This is a genomic window from Agathobacter ruminis, assembly GCF_002735305.1.
GTDB classification, from domain to species: domain Bacteria; phylum Bacillota; class Clostridia; order Lachnospirales; family Lachnospiraceae; genus Roseburia; species Roseburia ruminis.
Map to the genome: position 1 here is coordinate 22,835 of NZ_PDYG01000012.1, position 23,450 is coordinate 46,284.

Below are 23,450 nucleotides of genomic sequence, written 5' to 3' on the forward strand. Positions count from 1 at the left end.
GGTCGGAGGAATCATGATGAAAACAAAAGCAATACAGATTGGAAATCGTGTGATTGGCGGTGGCAATCCGATTTTGATTCAATCGATGACAAATACAAAGACCGAAGATGTGGTTGCGACGGTAGGCCAGATCAGACAACTTACGGATGCGGGATGTGATATAATCCGCTGTGCCTGTCCGACCATGGAAGCTGCGAAAGCATTGGCTGAGATTAAGAAGCAGATTTCTATTCCTTTGGTTGCAGATATCCATTTCGATTATCAGCTTGCGATTGCCGCAATGGAAAACGGCGCAGACAAAATCCGGATTAATCCGGGTAATATCGGAAGCAAAGAACGCGTAAAAGCGGTTGTCGATGTAGCAAAAGAACGCAATATCCCGATTCGTGTCGGTGTAAACAGTGGCTCACTGGAAAAGGATTTGCTTGAGAAATATCATGGTGTGACTGCAGAAGCAATTGTCGAGAGCGCACTGGGACAGGTGGCAATCATTGAAGATCTGGGCTATGACAATCTTGTCATCAGTATTAAGTCATCTGATGTGATGATGTGCGTCAAGGCACATGAACTGATTGCACAGAAGACCAGTTATCCGCTTCATGTTGGAATTACAGAGGCGGGAACCGTGACGCGCGGCAATATCAAATCCGCAATAGGTCTGGGATTGATTCTGAGTCAGGGAATCGGAGATACCATCCGTGTTTCATTGACCGGAGATCCGATTGAAGAAATCAAATCCGCAAAGATGATTCTCCGGACACTTGGATTGCGCCGAGATGGCATTGAAGTGGTGTCCTGTCCAACCTGTGGTCGTACGCAGATTGATTTAATTGGCTTGGCTAATCGTGTTGAAAATCTGGTGGAGAATTATCCATATCATATCAAGGTTGCTGTCATGGGCTGTGTCGTAAACGGACCGGGAGAAGCACGCTCAGCGGATCTTGGCGTGGCAGGCGGAATCGGAGAGGGCCTGATTTTAAAGCATGGCGAAATCTATAAAAAGGTTCCGGAAGCAGAATTGTTGGATTCCCTGAAATATGAACTTGATCATTGGGAGGAAACAAATGATTAAACCCCTTTTTGATGTTTTTACAGAGCTCGATTTGAGCGCGGACGAAAGGGCATTGTTTGAAGATGCGCAAATAACAAAGATAGGTGCGAATCGCGATCGTAATCGCATTCGCATTTATTTGCATGCAAATCATTTGATTCCGAAGGAATCTGTCAAAAAACTAGAAGACAAAATTTGTCGTTTTATGTTTCCGGCCCAAAACGGAACCGTACATATTATTGAAAAATTTACTCTCTCTTCGGTATATACACCGAAGTCATTGTTTGATCAATATTGGGAAAGCATTTTATTTGAATTAAAATTGCATTCGACACTGGAATATAATTTGCTGCGTACTGCAAAGATTGATTTTGAAGAAGATGATAAAACCATTTGTGTTACGATGGATGATAATATCATAGGACGCAGCCGGGGCCATGAGGTAATTGAATTTCTCGAGAAGGTCGTATGCGAGAGATGTGGGCTGGATTTGATTGTCAATACGCAATTTCGTGAGCCGGAGGAGACCAAATACCGCAAGAACCAGGAACTGCAGATTCGGGAAGAAGTATTGAATATTATGAAGAATACTGCAACCGGAAATGCAATTTTGAATGGAAAGCAGGAAGAAACAAAGCCTGCACAGAATAGTGAAAATGAAAGTTCTCCTGCAAAAAAGCAGGAAAACAAGGCGGATGCAAAGCCGAAATTCGAGAAGAAGGGCGAGTTCCGCAAACGATACGAAAAAGGTTCTATGCCAAAGTCTGACAATCCGGATGTGATTTACGGTTCTGATTTTGAAGATGAGAGTATCGCAATCGAAAAGATTGATGCGCCAATCGGAGAAGTTGTTGTCAACGGACAGGTGCTTTCGATTGAAACAAGAGAAATCCGCAATGAGAGAACCATTGTCATTGGTGCAATCACTGATTTTACAGATACGATTTTGTTCAAGATGTTTCTGAAGAATGAAATCTTACCGGAGGTATTGCCAAAAATCGGTACGGGCAATTTTATCCGTATGAAAGCGGTTGCCAATATTGATAAATATGACAATGATCTGACCCTTGGCAATGTAATCGGGGTTAAGAAATCCGTGGATTTTCGTTCTTCCCGTATGGATACGGCGCCGGAGAAGCGTGTTGAGCTGCATTGCCATACCAAGATGAGTGATATGGATGCGGTCAGTGATGTCAAAGATATCATTAAACAGGCAAAGAAGTGGGGGCATAAGGCAATTGCAATTACCGATCATGGCGATGTACAGGCCTTTCCGGATGCCAATCATGCAGTCAGCCCGGATGATGATTTTAAGGTGATTTACGGTGTTGAGGCATATCTGGTTGATGACATGAAAGGAATTGTCACAAACAGCAAAAATCAAAGTCTCGATGATACCTATGTTGTCTTTGATATTGAGACGACGGGTTTTTCTCCGGAAAAATGTAAAATCATTGAATTTGGTGCCGTAAAAGTGGTGGGAGGCAAGATTGTCGATCGTTTTTCCAAATTTGTCAATCCGCAGGTACCGATTCCGTTTCGAATTGAACAGTTGACTTCCATCCGTGATGATATGGTAATGAATGAACCGACCATTGATGTGATTCTGCCGGAATTCCGTGAATTCTGCGGGGATGCGGTTATGGTTGCACACAATGCGGACTTCGATATGAGTTTTGTTTACAAGAATTGTGAAAATCTTGGAATCCGTTATCGTGCAACTGTGGTGGATACGGTTGCAATGGCACGTTTCCTGTTGCCGCAATTGAACCGTTTTAAACTCGATACGGTGGCAAAAGCATTAAATGTTTCGCTGGATCATCATCACAGGGCGGTGGATGACGCGGAATGTACGGCGGAAATCTTTGTCAAATTTGTCGAGATGCTCAAGAACCGTGGAATCGATCATTTGGATGCCATCAATGAAGAGGCGAAGTCTTCGGTGGAAAATATCTGGAAGCTTCCGTCGCATCATGCAATCATACTGGCAACCTGCGATCAGGGCCGTACGAATCTGTATCGTCTGGTCAGTGATTCGCATGTGAAATATTATCATCGCCAGCCGCGTGTTCCAAAGAGTGAATTCCTGAAATACCGCGATGGACTGATTATCGGTTCCGCTTGTGAAGCGGGAGAATTATATCAGGCAATTCTGGGCGGCAGACCCGAAGAAGAGATTGCTCGTCTGGTTCAATTCTATGATTATCTGGAAATACAGCCGCTTGGCAACAATGGATTTATGTTGCGCGGTGACGATCCGATTGTGGAATCGGAACAGGACCTGATTGATATTAACAAAAAGATTGTAAAACTCGGAGAGGACTTCAATAAACCGGTTGTGGCTACCTGTGATGTGCATTTTCTGAATCCGGAGGACGAAATCTATCGTCGCATTATCATGACCGGAAAAGGATTTAAGGATGCCGATCAACAGCCTCCGCTTTATCTTCATACCACAGACGAGATGCTTGAGGAATTTTCGTATCTCGGCAGTGCCAAAGCAGAAGAGGTGGTGATTACCAATCCGAATCGCATTGCAGATATGTGTGAGCGCATCGAACCGGTGCGTCCGGACAAATGTCCGCCGGTCATTGAAAATTCCGATCAGATGTTGCGCGATATCTGTTATCGCAAAGCGCACAGCATGTATGGAGATCCCCTCCCTGAAATCGTGCAGGAGCGTCTCGAGCGTGAGCTGAATTCCATTATTTCCAACGGATATGCCGTAATGTATATCATTGCGCAGAAGCTTGTTTGGAAATCCAATGAGGACGGATATCTTGTAGGATCCCGTGGTTCGGTAGGAAGCTCATTTGTGGCAACCATGTCCGGTATCACGGAAGTTAATCCACTCAAACCACATTATCTTTGTCCGAATCCGGAATGCAAATTCTCGGATTTTGATTCTGACCTGGTCAAAAAATATGAGGGACATTCCGGATGTGATATGCCGGATTGCAATTGCCCGAAGTGTGGCACAAAGATGCGCAAAGAAGGATTTGATATTCCGTTTGAGACATTCCTTGGATTCAAAGGAAACAAGGAGCCTGATATCGACCTGAACTTCTCCGGAGAATATCAGGCAAAAGCACACAAATATACTGAGGTTATTTTCGGAGAGGGGCAGACCTTCAAGGCAGGAACCGTAGGTACCCTGGCTGACAAAACAGCATTTGGCTATGTCAAAAATTATTATGAGGAACGCGGCATCAAGAAGCGTACCTGTGAGATCGACCGAATTGTACAGGGCTGTGTCGGTGTGCATCGTACGACGGGACAGCATCCGGGTGGTATCATCGTTTTGCCGATGGGGGAAGAAATTAATACATTTACGCCAATCCAGCATCCGGCGAATGATATGACGGTGGATATTATCACCACACATTTCGATTACCATTCGATTGACCATAACCTTTTGAAACTGGATATTCTCGGACACGACGATCCGACCATGATCCGTATGCTTCAGGATTTGACCGGCATCGATCCGACCACCATTCCGCTGGATGATGCATCGGTGATGTCCCTGTTCCAGAATACGGATGCATTGGGCATCAAACCGGAAGACATCGGCGGAACCAAATTGGGGGCACTCGGAATTCCGGAATTCGGTACAGATTTTGCGATGGGCATGTTGATTGATACCAAACCGACGGAATTCTCGGATCTGATTCGAATTGCAGGCTTGTCACATGGTACAGATGTATGGCTTGGCAATGCACAGGAATTGATTGCAAACGGAACCTGTACGATTTCGACAGCAATCTGTACGCGTGATGATATTATGACCTATCTGATCAGTAAGGGTCTGGAATCGGAGCGCTCTTTCAAAATTATGGAGGCCGTCCGAAAAGGAATGGTTGCGCGAGGCAAGTGCGGCAACTGGGAAGAGTGGAAAGAAGACATGCGCGCCCATGATGTGCCGGAATGGTATATCTGGTCCTGTGAGCGCATCCAGTATATGTTCCCGAAAGCGCATGCGGCTGCATATGTTATGATGGCATGGCGCATTGCCTATTGTAAGGTATTTTATCCCCTTGCTTATTATGCAGCATATTTTTCAATTCGAGCAAAAGGATTCTCTTATGAATTGATGTGCCTGGGCAAAGAAAAGCTTGAGCGCTATATGGCTGATTACATGAAGCGCAAAGATGAATTGTCTCCGAAAGAGCAGGGAACCTATTCCGATATGAGACTGGTGCAGGAAATGTATGCGCGCGGATACGACTTTGTCCCACTGGACATTTATACGGCGCATCCGAACCGTTTCCAGATCGTAGACGGCAAATTAATGCCATCCATCAATTCCATTGACGGTCTTGGAGATGCTGCGGCTGTTGCAATTGCTGAAGCGGCAAAAGATGGCCCGTTTTTGTCCAAAGATGATTTTAAGGATCGCACCAAGGTTTCAAAGACGGTTACCGATTTGCTGGGAGATTTGGGATTGCTCGGAAATATTCCGGAATCCAACCAGTTATCCTTATTTGACTTCCAATAAAATAATCCGCATCCCTCTAAAACAGAGGATGCGGATTTTTTTTGTTCCATTCACAGTCCGATTTATTTTTCTGCGCCCGGATGAAACGGATACAGTGTTCCGGGATTGGCTGTCGGGGTATAGAAAGTCTGTCCGGTGCTGAATTCCGTGAAATAAGTATAATGGCTGGTCACATTGATCTGCTTATAATTGCCGAATGCGATAATCTGCTGATCCGTGCCATCATTTTTGATCATGCATAATCGCGGATTTTTGGAATCATATACCTGATAATAAATATAGCTTCCATATACATTAAACAAATCCACGCTTTCCTTTGTCAGGATGACAGGATTATCAAAGGCAGTATTGGTATGCACCAAAGCCATGTTGCGGGTGACATCCATATAATAGACATTGCTGTCGCTGCTGACAATCGGTTTATAACAGTCACATTCATATACCATGCTTTCGATGCCGGTTGCAGTATCATAGCAATAGAGATTGCCGTCATTTTCGTTGCCGTTGTAATAAAAATATTGACCCAGCGTGCTGCAGGTAAAGACATAATGCTTGCGAATCTGCTTGCGTTCTTTTCCGTCTATCCGCACACGATAGAGGGAAGTGGCTTCACTGTTATCATAATGCAGATAATAGATGTAATTGCCGATCAGCGATGCGTAGATACATGGATCGCGATCGAGAATATAAATCTTTCCGCCTTTTCGCGGCATGCGGCATAAGCTGTTGTTGTTATAGGAGAAGAATGCATATTCACTGTCTGTCCGGTCATTGTTTCGCACATAATAGACATAATGATCATCGGCATTAATATACATTACGGTATCGTCACACAATTTATGAATGTTTGTGCCGTCCGGATTCATGACATAAAGCCGGCCTTCATCGTCCGGATTGGAGAAAAAGACTTCGCCGTTGCTTTCACAAAACAGTCCGGCATTGTAAAGATTTCCCGGTGTGTTTCCATTGACATAACCGGTGTTCATGATCACGCGGTGCATATGCTGATTGATAAACCAGGCCGCCGTAAGCCCCAGCACGAGAATTATGCAAAAAATAATAATCAGTTTTTTATTTTTCATAATCATTCCTCCTGATTTTATTATAATAATTGCCTGATTTTCTTGCAAGGCAAGTATTGAGTTTCGAGGCGTGTTGGGCTATATTCTTATTAACAGTTTTTTTGAAAGGAATAGAAATGAAAGATTTATTGGAACTTCGAAACGAGATTGACCAGATTGACAACGAGATTGTTTCCCTGTTTGAGCAGCGTATGCATATTTCCGAACAGGTGGCGCAATACAAAATCAGAACCGGGAAAAAAGTATTTGACAAAGAGCGTGAATCGGAAAAGCTGAAGACTTTGTCTTCGAAGGCTTCCAATGAATTTATCCGACATGGAATCTGGGAATTGTTTGAGCAGATTATGTCTGTCAGCCGAAAGAAACAATATCAGTTGCTGGGCGCGGAAGGCATGCTCGAAAAACCTGATTTTACAAAAGTAGACCGTCTGGTCGAAAAAAAGCCGACGGTTGTTTTTCAGGGTGTGGAAGGAGCATACAGCCAGCAGGCCATGCAACAGTTTTTCTCAGAGCAGCATGACAGTTTTCATGTGGAGACCTGGCGTGATGCGATGGAGGCAATCCGTCGGAAACAGGCTGACTTTGCTGTGTTGCCGCTCGAAAACTCATCCGCCGGAATCGTATCGGAAAATTATGATCTGCTTGCGGAATATGATGCATATATTGTCGGCGAGCAGGTCTTGAAAATCGATCATGCGCTGCTTGGCCTGGCAAATGCAGATGAGACGGAGATTCGAACCGTATATTCGCATCCGCAGGCCCTGATGCAATGCTCCAAATATCTCGAAGAACATAAGGAATGGGAAGAAATCAGCCTGAAAAATACTGCTGTTTCCGCGCAAAAGGTCAAGCAGGACGCAAAAGTGCATCAGGCAGCGATAGCAAGCCCTGTGACAGCTGAATTATACGGATTAAAGGTCATCAAAGAAGGCATTCAGGACAACCAGACCAATTGCACCCGCTTTGTGATTGTGACCGCCGATCCTGTCTATCAGAAGGATGCGCGTCATATTGCACTTTGCCTGGAATTGCCGCATACTGTCGGATCTTTGTATCACACTTTGTCACATTTTATTTATAATAATATTAATATGATTAATATCCAGTCCCGTCCGAAGCCGGACAAGAACTGGGAATACCGGTTTTTTATCGATATCGAGGGAAATCTGGAAGATGAAGGGGTTCAAAATGCACTTGGAGGATTGAAAGAGGAGACATCATTTTTAAAAATCCTTGGCACATATTAATTTTGGAGGAGGTCGAAACATGTCTGTTCATACTTTTGCATCGATTTATATCGGGTCATACGAATTAACGCTTAAGATTTTTGAGTTTACGGCCAAAAAGAAAATGAAAGAAATTGATTGTGTGCGCACGCGCACCAATCTCGGCAAAGATATCTATCACACCGAATCGGTTGGATATGAGACGGTAGAACAGTTATGTGACACCCTGCAGGAATTTCTTGAAATTGCAAAAAGCTATCGTGCCAATGCAACGGAGGTCTATATGTCAGTTGCGATTCGCGATGCATCCAATGAACTGTTTGTGCTCGACCAGATACAGATTCGCACAGGCATCAGAGCCAGAGTGCTGAGCAATTCGGAACACCGTTTTATCACTTATGAAACAATTGCCGGAAGAGAACGCTTTGCGGAAGCGGTAGAAGATGCGGCTTTTGTGGATATCGGCGGATCCGGCATTCAGATTACGCTATTCCGGAACGGAGAGATTATTACCACTCAGCATATGGATTTGGGAACCATCAGGTTGCGCAATATGCTTCGCAACAGCGACTGTTCCATGGACAATTACCGGCGCGGGCTGGCAGAATTTATCGACAAAAAGATAGAAGTCTTTCGTGCAATGTATCTCAAGCAGGATGTCAGTAATCTGATACTGATCAGTGATTACGGAGATATGCTGTTATCCACGGAAGAAGAGGATCAGCGGATTGTCAAGGCAGATAAATTTGCAAAAATGACGCAAAAATTATTAAAAAAGCCGGAGTTCGGTTATGAGGATCCTTTTGTGGTTCCTTCGCTGATTTTGTTTCATGCACTTGCCACCTCGCTTGGATGCAAGCTGGTCTATGTGCCGGGAACCAATATCTGTGACGGTATCGCTTTTGATTACGGAAGACGCAAAAATCTGCTGCTTGTCAATCATTCCTTTGAGGATGATGTGCTATCCGCATCGCGCAATCTGGCGGAACATTTCAAAAGCTATTCCCCGCATATCGAAGCACTAAACCGTCTGGCAACAGATATCTTTACCGCAATGAAAAAAGTGCATGGGCTGAACAAGCGACACCTTTTGTTGCTTCGTGTTGCGACCCTGCTGCATGACGTGGGCAAGTATGTCAGCATTTCCAACGGCTCCATCAGCGCTTATAATATTATTATGGAGTCGGAAATTATCGGACTGACACATCGTGAGAGAAGCATTGTGGCCTATACGGTTTTGTTTAATACCTTACCGTTGATGAAAATTGACGAGCTGCCGGATCCGGTGGATGAAGAAAGCTATATTGTATTTGCAAAATTATCTGCAATTTTGCGTGTGGCGAATGCACTGGATCAGAGTCATAAACAAAAATTCGACAGTTCGCGCATCATATTAAAGGACCGTGAATTACTGATTACGGTAGAAGCTTCGGAGGATCTGACTTTGGAGCGTGCACTGTTTGCCAATAAGACGCAATATTTTGAGGACGTATTTTCAATTAAACCTGTTTTGAAAGAAAAACGGGTATATCGTCTTCGCAGCTGATGAAAGGGGGCAGGGATATGGATTTTACCAATCCGAAATATTATGAAAATCGTGAATTGAGCTGGATTAAATTTGACCGGCGCGTACTTGCGGAAGCAAAAGACAAAAATATTCCGCTATTGGAGCGCCTGAAATTTATCAGTATCACGTCATCGAATCTCGATGAGTTTTTCATGGTCCGTGTAGCCTCTTTAAAAGATATGGTGCACGCCGGCTACAAAAAGCGTGATATCGCCGGAATGACTGCATCCGAGCAGCTTGCGGCAATCAATAAAGATACGCGTGATTTGGTGGAAGTACAATACAGCACCTACAATCGTTCTCTGATTCCGCTGCTGCAGAAAGAAGGCATTATCATTGTCGATTCCTATGAGAAACTGACGCAGGATCAAAGTGATTTTGTGGATTGCTATTTTATGGACAATATTTATCCGGTTCTGACACCGATGGCCGTGGATGCATCCCGTCCGTTCCCTTTGATTCGTAACAAATCATTGAACATCGGTGCGCTGTTGCAAAGCAAGAAGGATGAAAAAGACAAGGAGCGTGTATTCGCAACCGTTCAAGTGCCGGGGGGACTGCCGCGCCTGGTGGAAGTGCCTTCGCCTGAGAATCTTCGAACTTTTATTTTGCTTGAAGAAGTGATTGAAAAGAACCTCGACAAACTGTTCTCCAATTATACGATTCTGTGTGCACATCCATATCGTATCATGCGTAATGCAGATCTGACCATTGATGAGGAAGAAGCATCCGATTTGTTAAAAGAAATCGAAAACAAATTGAAGATGCGCCAATGGGGAGAAGTGATTCGTCTGGAAGTGGAAGAGCGTGTAGACAGGAAACTGTTAAAATTTTTGAAGCATGAATTAAAGGTTGCGGATGAGGATATCTTTTTCATCAATGGACCGCTTGATTTGACATTTACAATGAAAATCGCGGGACTCGACGGATATGATAATCTGCGCTACAAAAAAACTGTTCCGCAGAGAGTTCCGGAGATTGAACCGGGAAGCAATATTTTTGAGGCCATTCGCCGTGGAGATATCTTTTTACATCATCCGTATGAGACATTTGATCCTGTTGTTGATTTTATCCGTCAGGCTGCAGTGGATCCGGATGTCCTTGCGATTAAGCAGACCTTATATCGTGTCAGCGGCAATTCGCCGATCATTGCGTCTCTTGCTAAAGCCGCAGAAAACGGCAAGCAGGTTACCGTGCTGGTAGAATTAAAAGCCAGATTCGATGAGGAAAATAATATTGTCTGGGCAAAGATGCTCGAGAAAGCAGGATGCCATGTCATTTATGGTCTGGTTGGATTGAAGACGCATAGCAAGATCGCATTGGTTGTGCGAAAGGAAGAAGAGGGAATTCGCCGCTATGTACATCTTGCAACTGGCAATTATAATGATTCCACCGCAAAATTATATACGGATTGCGGCATTTTTACCTGCAAAGAATCCTATGGAGAAGATGCGACTGCAGTCTTTAATATGTTGTCCGGATACAGCGAGCCAAAGCATTGGAATGAACTGATTCTGGCACCGTACTGGATGAAAGACCGCTTCCTTGCCATGATTGAGCGGGAAGAAAAAAATGCAAAAAACGGTGGAGAGGCGCGCATTATCGCAAAGATGAATTCGCTTTGCGATCCGAAAATTATCGAAGCACTGTATCATGCGAGTGCGGCCGGTGTGAAAATTGATCTGATTGTCAGAGGCATTTGCTGCCTGCGAGTAGGCATTGAGGGTGTCAGTGAAAATATTACCGTGCGTTCAATCGTCGGCAACTTTCTCGAACACAGCCGTATCTTTTATTTTGAGAATGGCGGAGATCCGGAAGTTTATATGGGAAGTGCGGACTGGATGCCGCGTAATCTTGACCGCCGCGTGGAAATCGTATTCCCGTTGCTGGAAGATTCGCTGAAAGAGCGTGCCATTCATATTTTACAGCTTGAACTGGCGGATACGGAAAAGGCACATCTTCTGGATGCAGATGGCAATTATGAAAAGGTTGACAGAAGAGGCAAAGTTCATGTAAACTCACAGTTGGAATTTGTCAAAGAAGCAAAAGAAGCGGTTCCTGCCGTGGAAGCAAGTCAGGAGCGAATCTTTATTCCTGCGGAGCCGGTATAAAATTTTGCGGACAATAGGTTGACATTGTGCAATCGATATGTTATAGTGTCATAGTTGTTAGAAAAACAAGTAGAGTATCCACTCTCACCTAAGCGCAATCGGGCGACTTAGCGTTTATATTTTTAACATAATGATTTTGATGTTAGAAATGTTAGTGGATAGTCTGCCTATCCACTAATTTTTTTATTTTGGAGGTATAAAGCCATTAGCGATTACATGATTAATGAGCAGATCCGTGACAAGGAAGTGCGACTCATTGGGGCAAACGGAGAGCAATTAGGAGTCTTTTCCGTAAAAGAAGCAATGAAAATGGCAGACGAGGCAAATCTTGATCTGGTTAAGATTGCTCCGAATGCAAAGCCACCTGTTTGCAAGATTATCGATTACGGTAAATTCAAGTATGAGCAGGTTCGCAAGGAAAAAGATGCGAAGAAAAAACAAAAGACAGTTGAATTAAAGGAAATTCGACTTTCTCCGAATATTGACACTAATGATTTAAATACCAAGATAAACGCTGCCAGAAAGTTCTTATCCAAGGGAAATCGTGTAAAGATTACTTTGCGTTTCCGTGGAAGAGAAATGGCTCACATGAACCAAAGCAAGCACATCTTAGATGATCTTGCCGAGCAACTTTCTGATGTTGCGGTAGTGGAGAAAGCACCGAAGGTCGAAGGAAGATCTATCGGAATGGTACTGGCAGAGAAAAAATAACATTTTAAGGAGGAACACAAAATGCCAAAGCAGAAGACAAGCAGAGCAGCTGCAAAGAGATTCAAGATTACAGGATCTGGAAAATTAAAGAGAAATAAGGCTTACAAACGTCATATCTTAACCAAGAAGTCTACCAAGCTTAAGAGAACTCTCAGAAAGCCGGCTATGACTGATTCAACAAATGTTAAGAATATGAAGAAGATTTTACCATACGCGTAAGATAGAGGTTAAGGAGGAAAACAATGGCAAGAGTAAAAGGCGGATTAAACGCTAAGAAAAGACATAATAGAACATTAAAGTTAGCAAAGGGTTACAGAGGCGCTCGTTCTAAGCAGTATCGTGTAGCTAAGCAGTCTGTCATGAGAGCCTTAACAAGTTCTTATGCAGGACGTAAAGAGAGAAAGAGACAGTTCCGTCGTCTCTGGATCGCTCGTATCAACGCAGCTTCAAGATTAAACGGACTTTCTTACAGCCAGTTTATGCACGGCTTAAAGCTTGCAAACATCGACTTAAACAGAAAGGTACTTGCTGATATGGCTGTATCTGATGTAGAAGGATTTGCAAAGCTTGTAGATGTTGCAAAGAGCAAAATTGCTTAATTGTAATAAATGATGAATCTAAAAAAGTGATTCCCGTTTGGGAATCACTTTTTTTATGTATCAAAACCGTGTATCTGATGGCGTTTTCGGTATTGGGTAGGGGACATGCCTTTGGCATGGTGAAAGACTTTTGAAAAATATAAGCTGTTATCAAAGCCGACCGAATTGGCAATTGCGGTGATGGACAGGCCGGTATCTTCGAGCAGATGACAAGCCTGCCTGATACGATAATCGCTCAGATATTCCTTGGGCGAGAGCATGTCCTGATCCCGGAATGACCGGAATAACTGGCTTCGACTGATGCCGACATAGGAAGCAATGTTTTCCACCGTAATCGGATAAGCATAATTGCAGTTAATATATTCCACTGCCTTTTGGACATTGCCGGAAGCAGAATCGGTTGAATGAACTTTGGTTGCACCCTGCATGAAGACAGAAAGAAGCGTATACAGTCTGCCGGCCATTTCCACTGCATGGGAGAATTGATTCCCGCAGGCGTGATAAAGATGCTTGATTTCATGCTGCACACGGTCCCCATAGGGAATATTTTTCAAAAAAGGCACATCGGGACAGAAGTCGGTCGCGGACAAAACTGTCATCGCATCACTTCCTGTGAAGCCAACCCATACATATTCCCATGGTTCGTCTGCGTCAGCCTGATATGAAATTTCCGTATTGGGATAGATGAGAAAGGCATCGCCGGCGGAAAGCTGTTGGGTTTTATGGTCTGAAAAACGGTAGTTGCCCTTTCCTGCGATGATATAATGAATCAGATAATGATCGCGGATGCCGGGGCCCCATTTATGATTCGGAGCGGTTTTTTCCCATCCTACATTTGTGACAGACAGGGAAGCAAGTCCCTGCATGGTTGCTTTATAAGAGTATTTTGAAGCTTTCATATCATCAATTTTAAATGGTTCAAGTGCAAAATTCAATCATTTTGATGCAACATTTTTACATGTTTTTCATACATTTTTATCTGTACATTATTCTGCAAAAGAATTATGATGGATAGGAAGTTAAGAAAACTGTTTGAACAAATGGAGGTAAGAAGATATGGCAATATTGGTAACTGGCGGAGCCGGATATATCGGAAGTCATACCTGTGTGGAATTGTTAAATGCCGGATACGATGTGGTGGTATTGGACAATCTTTCCAATGCATCGGAAAAATCGCTGGACAGAGTGGAAGAACTTTCCGGAAAGAAGGTTACTTTTTATAAAGGAGATATTTTAGACCGCGATATTTTAAATGAAATCTTTGCAAAAGAGAAAATCGACAGCTGTATCCATTTTGCTGGATTAAAAGCTGTCGGAGAGTCTGTCGCAAAACCGTGGGAATATTATAATAATAATATTGCCGGCACATTGACACTGGTTGATGTCATGAGACAGAACGGATGCAAGAATATTATTTTCTCATCATCTGCAACCGTATATGGCGATCCTGCAGAGATTCCGATCACAGAGAACTGCCCGAAGGGACAGTGCACCAATCCGTATGGATGGACCAAGTCCATGCTCGAGCAGATCCTTTCCGATATGCAAAAGGCAGACAATGAGTGGAATGTGATTTTGCTTCGCTACTTCAATCCAATCGGAGCGCATCCATCAGGAAAGATGGGAGAGAATCCAAACGGTATTCCAAACAACTTAATGCCTTACATCACACAGGTTGCTGTAGGCAAGTTAAAAGAGCTTGGAATCTTCGGTGATGATTATGATACTCCGGATGGAACCGGTGTTAGAGATTACATCCATGTAGTTGATCTTGCGCTTGGACATGTGAAAGCGCTTAAGAAGATTGAAGAACATGCCGGCCTTAAGATTTACAACCTCGGTACCGGACATGGTTATTCCGTACTTGATATCGTAAAGAATTTTGAAAAAGCAAATGATGTCAAGATTCCATACAGCATCAAGCCACGCAGACCTGGCGATATCGCAACCTGTTATTGTGATCCGAGCCGTGCAAAGACTGAGCTTGGATGGGAAGCACAATTCGGAATTCTTGAAATGTGCCGTGATTCATGGAATTGGCAGAAGAACAATCCGAACGGATATGATGATTAAGAAAAGAAGAATAAAAAAAGACATCGCATATGCGATGTCTTTTTTCGGGTTGGGCTGTATTCGATTATACAGTAGCAGTTCCTAGGGGAATCGAACCCCTGTTTTCGCCGTGAGAGGGCGACGTCTTAACCGCTTGACCAAGGAACCATATTAATTTAAGAAGCAGTCCGTACGGGAATCGAACCCGTGTTTCCGCCGTGAGAGGGCGGCGTCTTAACCGCTTGACCAACGAACCGTGTATTAATTTATCATGAGAAACGTGTTTTGGCAAGTGTTTTTTTAGAAAAAGTGAAAAAAATTTTGCTTTCAAATGGAAATACCTTGATTTTACTGAACTTTCATGGTATATTATTTGAGTAAATGATGTGACTTGATTGAGAGAGGGCGTTCGGTCCTCTCTCAATTTATGTTATAGCGATTAGAAAAAGACAATTGAAAAGAGGTGCATGAATGTCAAAAGCAGCAGATTATGCAGCAAAGGCAGAACAGCTCGTCACACCGATTCTCGAAGAGAATCATTTCGAATTGGTGGATGCCGAGTTTGTAAAAGAAGCCGGTAATTATTACCTTCGTCTCTATATTGACAAAGAAGGTGGTATCACCGTAGACGATTGCGAAATTGTTTCAAGAGCTATGGATCCGCTTTTGGAGAAAGAAGATTTTATTCCGGAAGCGTATATCTTTGAAGTAAGCTCTCCGGGATTGGGTCGCCCGCTGAAAAAAGAACGCGATTATGTTCGCAACATGGGCAAAGATGTGGAAATCCGCACTTATAAGGCGATTGACCACTGCAAAGAATTTACCGGAACCTTGAAGGAATATGATGAAAATTCTGTTACCATAACGATTGGTGATGAAGATAAGACTTTTTTTAAGAATGAAATCGCCTTGATTCGTCAGGCAATTGACTTTTAGCACATAGGAGGAGAAAACAAAATGGCTAATTCAGAATTATTAGAGGCATTAAATGTCTTAGAACAGGAGAAGAACATCAGCAAAGCAACATTGCTTGAAGCGATTGAAAATTCACTTATCACAGCTTGCAAGAATCACTTCGGAACTTCCGAGAATGTTCGTGTAACCATTGATCCGGATACCTGCGAATATCATTGCTATCTGGACAAGACGGTTGTGGATGAGGTAGAAGTACCTGCAGAGCAGATTTCATTGGAAAAGGCACAGGCAATCGATGGCAAATATCAGATTGGAGATGTGGTGCCTGTTGAAATTATGTCAAAAGAATTCGGACGCATCGCTACACAGAATGCAAAGAATGTTATCTTACAGAAGATTCGCGAAGAAGAACGCAAGATTGTATACGATGAGTATATTACAAAAGAAAAAGATGTTATTACCGGTATTGTACAGAGATATGTCGGCAAGAATGTCAGCATCAATCTTGGAAAGGCAGATGCTCTTTTGACTGAGAACGAGCAGATCAAGGGAGAAACCTATACCCCGACCGAGAGAATCAAGGTTTATATTGTAGAAGTTAAGAATACAACAAAGGGTGCAAAGATTCTGGTTTCCAGAACCCATCCGGAACTTGTAAAGCGTCTGTTTGAGTCGGAAGTGACAGAAGTGAAGGACGGCATTGTAGAGATTAAAGCAATTTCCCGTGAAGCAGGAAGCCGTACCAAAATTGCAGTATGGTCAAATGATCCTGATGTCGATCCGGTAGGCGCATGTGTCGGAATGAACGGTGCCCGTGTCAATGCCATTGTACATGAACTGCGCGGCGAAAAGATTGATATCATCACCTGGGATGAGAATCCGGCAATCCTGATTCAGAATGCACTTTCACCGGCAAAGGTTATTTCCGTAATCGCTGATGCAGATGAAAAGTCTGCAAAGGTTGTTGTTCCGGATTATCAGCTGTCCCTTGCAATCGGAAAGGAAGGACAGAATGCGCGCCTTGCAGCACGTCTGACCGGATACAAGATTGATATCAAGAGCGAGACTCAGGCTCGTGAAGCAGGAGATATCCTTGATTATGAGAATGAGTACTATGATGAGGATGAAGAATATTACGAAGACGAGAATGAATTCGTAGAAGAGAATGTTTCTGAAGAAGAATAAATCGAGGTAATATATGGCGAACAAAAAGATTCCGACACGCGTCTGTGTGGGATGTAAGGAAATGAAACCGAAAAAAGAGCTCATTCGTGTCATTAAAACCAACGAAGGTGGGATTTTGCTGGACAAGACCGGAAGACAGAACGGCAGAGGCGCCTATCTCTGCAATGATCCGGCATGTCTGCAGCTGGCAATCAAATCAAAAGGATTAGAGCGTTCCTTAAAAGTTTCAATTCCGCCGGAAATCGTAGAGGCATTAACAAAGGAGATGATGCAAAATGACTGATCAGATATTGTCGATGCTCGGTCTGGCAGCGAAATCCGGAAATGTCGCCAGCGGAGAGTTCTCTACCGAACAATCGGTAAAAAAAGGGAAATCCTATTTGGTGATGGTAGCGACAGATGCATCGGATAATACCAAAAAGAATTTTTCCGACATGACAGAATTTTATGAAGTTCCGTTTTATATTTACGGAGACAAAGAAAGTCTCGGTCATGCAATCGGAAAAGAATTTCGTGCGTCCGTCTCCATCAATGATGAGAATTTTGCCAAAGCGGTAGAGAAAAAACTGAAACACGGACAAAACTGAATAATGGAGGAAACATAATATATGGCAAAAATGAGAGTACATGAACTTGCAAAAGAATTAAGTATAGAATCAAAAGATATTATTACGGCCCTGCAGGGGACGGAATATGAAGTGAAGAGTGCACAAAGCGGTGTGGAAGATGCTGCTCAGGCTGTGATTCGCAAGAAATACGGCAAACAGCAGGAAACAAAAGCACCTGAGGCAAAAGCACCTGAGGCAAAAGCATCAGAAACAAAAGCGTCAGATGCAAAGGCTGTAGCTGCCCGTCCGAAGAAGAAGAATATCACTGCGGTATTTAATGCGCAGTATAGCAAAGATCACAAATCTTCTCAGAGAAACGGTGGTCAGAAGCGCGACGGACGCCGTGACGGTAATTCTCACGGCAACCCAAATGGCAACAATCGCAAGCCACAACAGCCACAAAGAGGAATTATCAAGCCAAGACCGGTTGGCGAGCGTGCAATGCGTCCAATCAGTGAAAGAACGGCAGGCAACAATGATGAATTCATGAAGCCAAACAAGCCTCAGTCCAACGATCGTATGGACAGACCTGAAAGAACTGACAGACCTGAAAGAACTGACAGAACTGACAGAACTGATCGAACTGACAGAACTGAAAGAAATGACAGACCGGGCAGATCTGACAGACCAAACAGAAATGGGGAACGCAATAATAATCGCAATACCGATCGCAATAACGATCGTAATAATCGTAATAACGATCGCAAAAACCGTCCGGTTACAAATACGGAAGCTGCTGCAGCTCCAAGTACGGATAATCGCGGAAAAGGAAACCGCAACAATGCAAAAGGCAAGGGTCGCCAGGATCATGACAGACTTGGAAAGAGACAGGAAAACTATGTCAACCTTGAGAAGCATGGCGGCAAAAAGAAACCTCAGCAGCCTCAGCCGAAGCCACAGGAAGATCCAAACGAGATTAAAACCGTTACCATTCCTGAGCGCATCGTAATCCGTGATTTTGCAGATAAATTAAAGCAACAGCCTTCCGCAATCGTAAAGAAACTCTTTATGAAAGGCCAGATGGTAACCGTAAATCATGAAATTGATTTCGAAACAGCAGAAGAGATTGCACTTGAATTCAATTATATCTGTGAACCGGAAGAAAAGATCGATGTCATTGCAGAACTCCTGAAAGAGGATGCAGAAGATGAAGCTACAATGGTAAGCCGTCCTCCTGTTGTCTGCGTAATGGGACATGTCGATCACGGTAAAACATCACTTTTGGATGCAATCCGCGAGACCCGTGTGACCGACCGCGAGGCAGGTGGTATTACTCAGCATATCGGTGCATCTGTGGTATCCATCAACAACCGCGATATCACATTCTTGGACACACCGGGTCATGAGGCATTTACCGCAATGCGTATGCGTGGTGCAAATTCCACCGATATCGCAATCCTTGTTGTCGCAGCAGACGATGGTGTCATGCCACAGACCGTTGAGGCAATCAACCATGCGCGTGCCGCAGGGGTAGAAATTATTGTTGCAATCAACAAGATTGACAAGCCTTCTGCAAATATTGATAAAGTAAAGCAGGAACTTTCCGAATATGAACTGATTCCGGAAGACTGGGGCGGCAGCACCGTATTCTGTCCGGTTTCTGCACATACCAAAGAGGGTATCGACAATTTGCTGGAGATGATCCTTCTGACAGCAGATGTGCTTGAATTAAAGGCAAATCCGAACCGTAATGCAAGAGGTCTTGTCATCGAGGCACAGCTTGATAAGGGCCGTGGTGCGGTTGCAACCGTATTGGTACAGAAGGGTACCTTGCATGTCGGTGATCCGGTAGCCTGTGGAAGCAGCTATGGTAAGGTTCGTGCAATGGTAGATGACAAGGGACGCAGAGTAAAGACCGCAACCCCATCAACTCCGGTCGAAATTCTTGGTTTGAATTCCGTTCCGGTTGCAGGTGAGACCTTCGTGGCATGTGATTCCGAAAAGGATGCAAAATCATTTGCAGAGACTTATATTTCCGAAGAGAAGCATAAGCTTGTCGAGGAGACCAAGTCCAGAATGTCTCTTGACGATCTGTTCTCACAGATTCAGTCAGGCAATATGAAAGAACTTGATATTATCGTAAAGGCCGATGTACAGGGTTCTGTGGAAGCTGTCAAGCAGTCACTTGTCAAACTTTCCAATGACGAAGTTGCCGTTAAGGTAATCCACGGCGGTGTTGGTGCAATCAACGAGAGCGATGTCATTCTTGCATCTGCTTCCAATGCAATCATCATCGGATTTAATGTACGTCTTGACCCGATTGCAAAAGCAACTGCAGATCACGAAGGCGTAGATGTCCGCCTGTATAAGGTTATCTACAATGCCATCGAGGATGTGGAAGCCGCAATGAAGGGTATGCTTGATCCGGTATTTGAAGAAAAGGTAATCGGACATGCTGAAGTACGCCAGATCTTTAAGGCATCCGGTGTCGGTACCATCGCAGGTTCGTATGTGCTTGACGGTGTGATCAAGCGTGGCTGCAAGGTTCGTATTACGCGTGAAGGATCACAGATCTTCGAAGGAGATCTTGCATCACTGAAGAGATTCAAGGATGATGTCAAGGAAGTAAAAACAAATTACGAATGTGGTCTTGTATTTGACGGATTCAACGATTTGGCTGAGTTCGATCAGGTAGAAGCATATGAAATGGTAGAGGTGCCTAGATAATGAGAAAAAACAGCAACAAAAATCTTCGTATCAACGAAGAAGTGATGCGCGAATTATCCAAGATTATTCGTGAAGTCAAAGATCCACGCATTCATCCTCTGACGAGTGTGGTTGCAGTGGAAGTTGCACCGGATTTGAAAACCGCAAAGGCATTTATCAGCGTGCTTGGCGATGAAGAGGCACAGAAGAATACTTTGGTTGGTTTGAAATCCGCAGAGGGATATATTCGCAGAGAATTGGCACATTCGGTCAATTTACGAAATACTCCGCAAATTACATTTATTATGGATCAGTCCATTGAATACGGAATTCGTATGTCTCATATGATTGACGAAGTGATGGGCAATGATACAAAGAACGAGGAAGAATAAATGAAACATCTCGATGAGATTTTGGAAAATGTAAATACAGTCGGCATTTCCGGACATGTTCGTCCGGATGGCGACTGTGTCGGCTCAACGTTGGCAGTCTATAATTATATCCGTACATATTATCCGGCAGTGTCGGTTCAGCTTTATCTCGAGCCGATTCCGACCATCTTTCAATTCTTGAAGAATGCAGACCGGATGAAACATGAGCGTGAGGACAATCAACAATTTGATTTGTATATCGCGCTTGACTGTGGTGATCTGAATCGCCTCGGTGATTTTGCGGATTATTTTACAAATGCAAAAAGAACTGCATGCATTGATCATCATATCAGCAATTCGTCATTCGCGGATGTCAATTATATTGATCCGGATGCAAGCAGCACCTGTGAATTGCTTTGCCGTTTGATGGGCGAAGAGAAAATCACAAAGGAAATTGCGGAATGTCTTTATACCGGAATGGTACATGACACCGGCGTATTCCAATATACCTGTACATCGAGAGAAACCATGAACCTTGGCGGAATGTTAATGGAAAAGGGCATTGATTATACAAAAATTGTTGATGAGACTTTTTATCAAAAGACATTCGCACAAAACAAGATTCTCGGTCAGGCACTGCTGAACAGCCGATTATATCTGGATGGGCAGGTGAATCTTTCTGTGATTTCGCTTGCGGAGATGAAGCAGTATGACTGCCTTCCAAAGCATCTGGATGGAATTGTGCAGCAATTACGCGTGACCAAAGGCGTCAGAGTCGCCGTTTTTCTGTATGAAAATGAGGATCATACTTATAAAGTCAGTACGAGAGCAAATGATGATACGGATCTGGCGGCACTTGCACTGACCTTTCAAGGCGGCGGACATAAAAAAGCGGCGGGATTTTCGATTGATGGACCGCTCGATGACGCAATCAACAGAATTCTTGAGGAATTGGAAAAGAGTTTTTAGACATGGTAAACGGAATTATCAATGTTTATAAAGAGAAGGGCTTTACTTCATTCGATGTGGTGGCGGTTATGCGCCGGATCTTCGGGCAAAAGAAGATTGGCCATACGGGAACACTGGATCCGGATGCACAAGGAGTCCTTCCGGTCTGTCTGGGAAATGCAACAAAAGTATGCGATCTGCTTCTGGACAAGGACAAAGAATATATTGCGGACCTGCTTTTGGGCGTGACAAGCGATACCCAGGATATGACGGGAACGGTGTTGCAGGAAAGACCGGTTGCGGTTTCCGAAGAGCAGGTTCGACAGACCATCGATCGATTTGTTGGCAAACAACAGCAAATTCCACCGATGTATTCAGCCCTGAAGGTAAATGGCCGGAAATTATGTGACCTGGCCAGAGAGGGCAAAACCGTGGAGAGAAAGCCGCGCGATATAGAAATTTTTTCGATTGTGATTGAAGAAATGGACCTTCCGAGAATCAAAATACGTGTTCACTGTTCAAAAGGCACTTATATCCGCACATTGTGCAATGATATTGGTGAGGCACTTGGATGCGGAGGTGCCATGGAAAGTCTCCTGCGTTCGCGCGTGAGCAGTTTCACACTTGAAACGGCGCATACCCTGGCGGAACTGGAAGCACATTTTGACCGGGAATGGCTGATTTCCACAGATTCGGTCTTTTTAAATTATGAGAGACTGACTGCAAAAAATGAATATCAGAAAGCAATCGACAACGGGAACAAACTGTCACAGGAGATGGTTGACGATTGCAATTTTCATATAGGAACCTATTATCGAATTTACCGCGAAGACGGACGATTCGTCGGTATTTATGAGTGGACAAAGGATCAGAATCTGAAACCGGTAAAATTATTTTTTGAATCATGAAATACTATAATCATTTTGAAGACTTAAAATTGCATCATAATACGGTCATTACCCTGGGCAAATTTGACGGACTGCATGAAGGACATCGCAATCTGATCGAAACGATGATGAAAGTCAAAGAAAAGAAGGGACTTCGCGCTTTGATCTTTACTTTTTCGGTACCGCCAAAGAGCCATATTACAGGGCAGCCGATGCCTGTCATCACGACAAATGAAGAAAAGCGTGCACTGTTTGAAGAAATCGGTGTGGATTATTTTATCGAATGTCCCTTCTCCGATGAGCTGATGCGCATGAGCCCGCGTGAATTTGTGTCTTTTCTTGTCAATGAATTGCAGGTGAAATGCTTTGTCGTCGGGGAAGATTTTTGTTTTGGATACCAAAGAGCCGGCAATATCGAGACGCTTGAAGAACTTTCAAAAGAGTTCGGATATGACCTGTTTGTAAAATCAAAAATTCAGCATAAAGGACGTGATATTTCAAGCACTTATATCAGAGAAGAACTGGTTGCGGGCAATATGAAAACCGCAGAAAAGCTGCTTGGCTATCCGTATTTTATTGAAAATAAGATTGTGCATGGCAATCATATCGGCCGTAAAATGGGAATTCCGACCGTAAATATGGAGATTGACCCGCAGAAGGTGATTCCACCGAAGGGGGTATATGTTTCAAGGATTACCATATTGGATGACGGAAGTACCTATATGGGAATCTCCAATATTGGCAATAAGCCGACAATCGGAGATGATTATCCGACGGGAGTGGAAAGCTTTCTGTTTGACTTCGATGGAGACTTATATGGAAAGGTTTTGCGCGTTTCCCTTCTATATTATGTTCGCGCGGAACGCAAATTTGAAAATTTGGATGCGCTGAAAGCGCAGATTGACAAAGATATTTCTTTTGCGAGAGAATATTACGGAAATGTTACAAAAGTATGTTGACAATATTTCGTTTTGCTGTTATACTCGCAGAGGA

General features: G+C 43.7%; 20 protein-coding genes and 2 tRNA genes. 18 read left to right on the plus strand and 4 right to left on the minus strand.

Annotated features, from left to right (window positions below; genetic code table 11):
• Window positions 1-16: 16 nt before the first annotated feature.
• Both ispG and CSX02_RS03570 read left to right on the plus strand, forming a co-directional pair.
• Window positions 17-1,072 carry a flavodoxin-dependent (E)-4-hydroxy-3-methylbut-2-enyl-diphosphate synthase gene (gene ispG, locus CSX02_RS03565; protein WP_099385666.1) on the plus strand — a complete coding sequence of 352 codons (1,056 nt, stop codon included), beginning with the start codon at window positions 17-19 and terminating at the stop codon, window positions 1,070-1,072.
• Window positions 1,065-5,549, plus strand: coding sequence for a PolC-type DNA polymerase III (locus tag CSX02_RS03570; RefSeq protein ID WP_099385667.1), 4,485 nt, complete (start codon window positions 1,065-1,067; stop codon window positions 5,547-5,549). Before ispG ends, CSX02_RS03570 begins: the two co-directional genes overlap by 8 nt.
• 62 nt (window positions 5,550-5,611) lie before the next feature.
• Here CSX02_RS03570 and CSX02_RS03575 read toward each other — a convergent pair whose 3' ends face one another.
• The gene (locus tag CSX02_RS03575) at window positions 5,612-6,631 is read right to left on the minus strand and encodes a DUF5050 domain-containing protein (RefSeq protein ID WP_242970406.1); all 1,020 of its coding nucleotides are present in this window, start codon (window positions 6,629-6,631) and stop codon (window positions 5,612-5,614) included.
• Between the two features lie 116 nt (window positions 6,632-6,747).
• Between CSX02_RS03575 and pheA the strand changes: the two genes are divergently transcribed.
• From pheA to rplT, 6 genes are all read left to right on the plus strand, one after another.
• Window positions 6,748-7,878 carry a prephenate dehydratase gene (pheA, locus tag CSX02_RS03580; protein ID WP_099385668.1) on the plus strand — a complete coding sequence of 377 codons (1,131 nt, stop codon included), beginning with the start codon at window positions 6,748-6,750 and terminating at the stop codon, window positions 7,876-7,878.
• Between the two features lie 19 nt (window positions 7,879-7,897).
• The gene (locus CSX02_RS03585) at window positions 7,898-9,403 is read left to right on the plus strand and encodes a Ppx/GppA phosphatase family protein (protein WP_099385669.1); all 1,506 of its coding nucleotides are present in this window, start codon (window positions 7,898-7,900) and stop codon (window positions 9,401-9,403) included.
• A 17-nt stretch (window positions 9,404-9,420) separates the two neighbouring features.
• Window positions 9,421-11,535, plus strand: a complete 2,115-nt coding sequence (locus CSX02_RS03590) for an RNA degradosome polyphosphate kinase (protein WP_031545635.1) — start codon at window positions 9,421-9,423, stop codon at window positions 11,533-11,535.
• Window positions 11,536-11,751: 216 nt separating this feature from the next.
• Window positions 11,752-12,246 carry a translation initiation factor IF-3 gene (infC, locus tag CSX02_RS03595; RefSeq protein ID WP_031545633.1) on the plus strand — a complete coding sequence of 165 codons (495 nt, stop codon included), beginning with the start codon at window positions 11,752-11,754 and terminating at the stop codon, window positions 12,244-12,246.
• 21 nt (window positions 12,247-12,267) lie between these two features.
• Entirely contained in the window at window positions 12,268-12,465 is a 198-nt protein-coding gene (gene rpmI, locus CSX02_RS03600; RefSeq protein ID WP_031545631.1) for a 50S ribosomal protein L35, read from the plus strand.
• Between the two features lie 23 nt (window positions 12,466-12,488).
• The gene (gene rplT / locus CSX02_RS03605) at window positions 12,489-12,845 is read left to right on the plus strand and encodes a 50S ribosomal protein L20 (protein WP_099385670.1); all 357 of its coding nucleotides are present in this window, start codon (window positions 12,489-12,491) and stop codon (window positions 12,843-12,845) included.
• 53 nt (window positions 12,846-12,898) lie between these two features.
• On the opposite strand, the gene CSX02_RS03610 is transcribed toward rplT, so the two are convergent.
• Window positions 12,899-13,744 carry an AraC family transcriptional regulator gene (locus tag CSX02_RS03610; protein WP_099385689.1) on the minus strand — a complete coding sequence of 282 codons (846 nt, stop codon included), beginning with the start codon at window positions 13,742-13,744 and terminating at the stop codon, window positions 12,899-12,901.
• Window positions 13,745-13,901: 157 nt separating this feature from the next.
• Here CSX02_RS03610 and galE point away from each other — a divergent pair, with 157 nt between their 5' ends.
• Entirely contained in the window at window positions 13,902-14,918 is a 1,017-nt protein-coding gene (galE, locus tag CSX02_RS03615; RefSeq protein ID WP_099385671.1) for a UDP-glucose 4-epimerase GalE, read from the plus strand.
• 75 nt (window positions 14,919-14,993) lie between these two features.
• On the opposite strand, the gene CSX02_RS03620 is transcribed toward galE, so the two are convergent.
• Together CSX02_RS03620 and CSX02_RS03625 are read right to left on the minus strand one after the other, a co-directional pair.
• A tRNA-Glu gene (locus CSX02_RS03620) sits at window positions 14,994-15,065 on the minus strand.
• A gap of 16 nt (window positions 15,066-15,081) precedes the next feature.
• A tRNA-Glu gene (locus CSX02_RS03625) sits at window positions 15,082-15,153 on the minus strand.
• Between the two features lie 215 nt (window positions 15,154-15,368).
• Here CSX02_RS03625 and CSX02_RS03630 point away from each other — a divergent pair.
• The 9 genes from CSX02_RS03630 to CSX02_RS03670 are packed head-to-tail and all read left to right on the plus strand — an operon-like array spanning window position 15,369 to window position 23,416.
• Window positions 15,369-15,833 carry a ribosome maturation factor RimP gene (locus CSX02_RS03630; protein WP_099385672.1) on the plus strand — a complete coding sequence of 155 codons (465 nt, stop codon included), beginning with the start codon at window positions 15,369-15,371 and terminating at the stop codon, window positions 15,831-15,833.
• Between the two features lie 21 nt (window positions 15,834-15,854).
• Window positions 15,855-16,997: a transcription termination factor NusA gene (gene nusA, locus CSX02_RS03635; protein ID WP_031545618.1), complete on the plus strand. Its 1,143-nt coding sequence runs from the start codon at window positions 15,855-15,857 to the stop codon at window positions 16,995-16,997.
• Between the two features lie 13 nt (window positions 16,998-17,010).
• Window positions 17,011-17,280 carry an RNase P modulator RnpM gene (gene rnpM / locus CSX02_RS03640; RefSeq protein ID WP_099385673.1) on the plus strand — a complete coding sequence of 90 codons (270 nt, stop codon included), beginning with the start codon at window positions 17,011-17,013 and terminating at the stop codon, window positions 17,278-17,280.
• On the plus strand, window positions 17,273-17,584 hold the full coding sequence (locus CSX02_RS03645; protein ID WP_242970407.1) for a L7Ae/L30e/S12e/Gadd45 family ribosomal protein: 312 nt from the start codon (window positions 17,273-17,275) through the stop codon (window positions 17,582-17,584). The genes rnpM and CSX02_RS03645 overlap by 8 nt, the downstream gene beginning before the upstream one ends.
• 21 nt (window positions 17,585-17,605) lie before the next feature.
• Window positions 17,606-20,272, plus strand: coding sequence for a translation initiation factor IF-2 (gene infB / locus CSX02_RS03650; RefSeq protein ID WP_099385674.1), 2,667 nt, complete (start codon window positions 17,606-17,608; stop codon window positions 20,270-20,272).
• Window positions 20,272-20,643: a 30S ribosome-binding factor RbfA gene (gene rbfA / locus CSX02_RS03655; protein ID WP_031545610.1), complete on the plus strand. Its 372-nt coding sequence runs from the start codon at window positions 20,272-20,274 to the stop codon at window positions 20,641-20,643. The genes infB and rbfA overlap by 1 nt, the downstream gene beginning before the upstream one ends.
• Window positions 20,644-21,591, plus strand: a complete 948-nt coding sequence (locus tag CSX02_RS03660) for a DHH family phosphoesterase (RefSeq protein WP_099385675.1) — start codon at window positions 20,644-20,646, stop codon at window positions 21,589-21,591.
• 2 nt (window positions 21,592-21,593) lie between these two features.
• Window positions 21,594-22,478 (plus strand): tRNA pseudouridine(55) synthase TruB, encoded by an 885-nt coding sequence (truB, locus tag CSX02_RS03665; protein ID WP_099385676.1) that lies wholly within the window; start codon window positions 21,594-21,596, stop codon window positions 22,476-22,478.
• On the plus strand, window positions 22,475-23,416 hold the full coding sequence (locus CSX02_RS03670; protein ID WP_031545603.1) for a bifunctional riboflavin kinase/FAD synthetase: 942 nt from the start codon (window positions 22,475-22,477) through the stop codon (window positions 23,414-23,416). The genes truB and CSX02_RS03670 overlap by 4 nt, the downstream gene beginning before the upstream one ends.
• Window positions 23,417-23,450 lie beyond the last annotated feature (34 nt).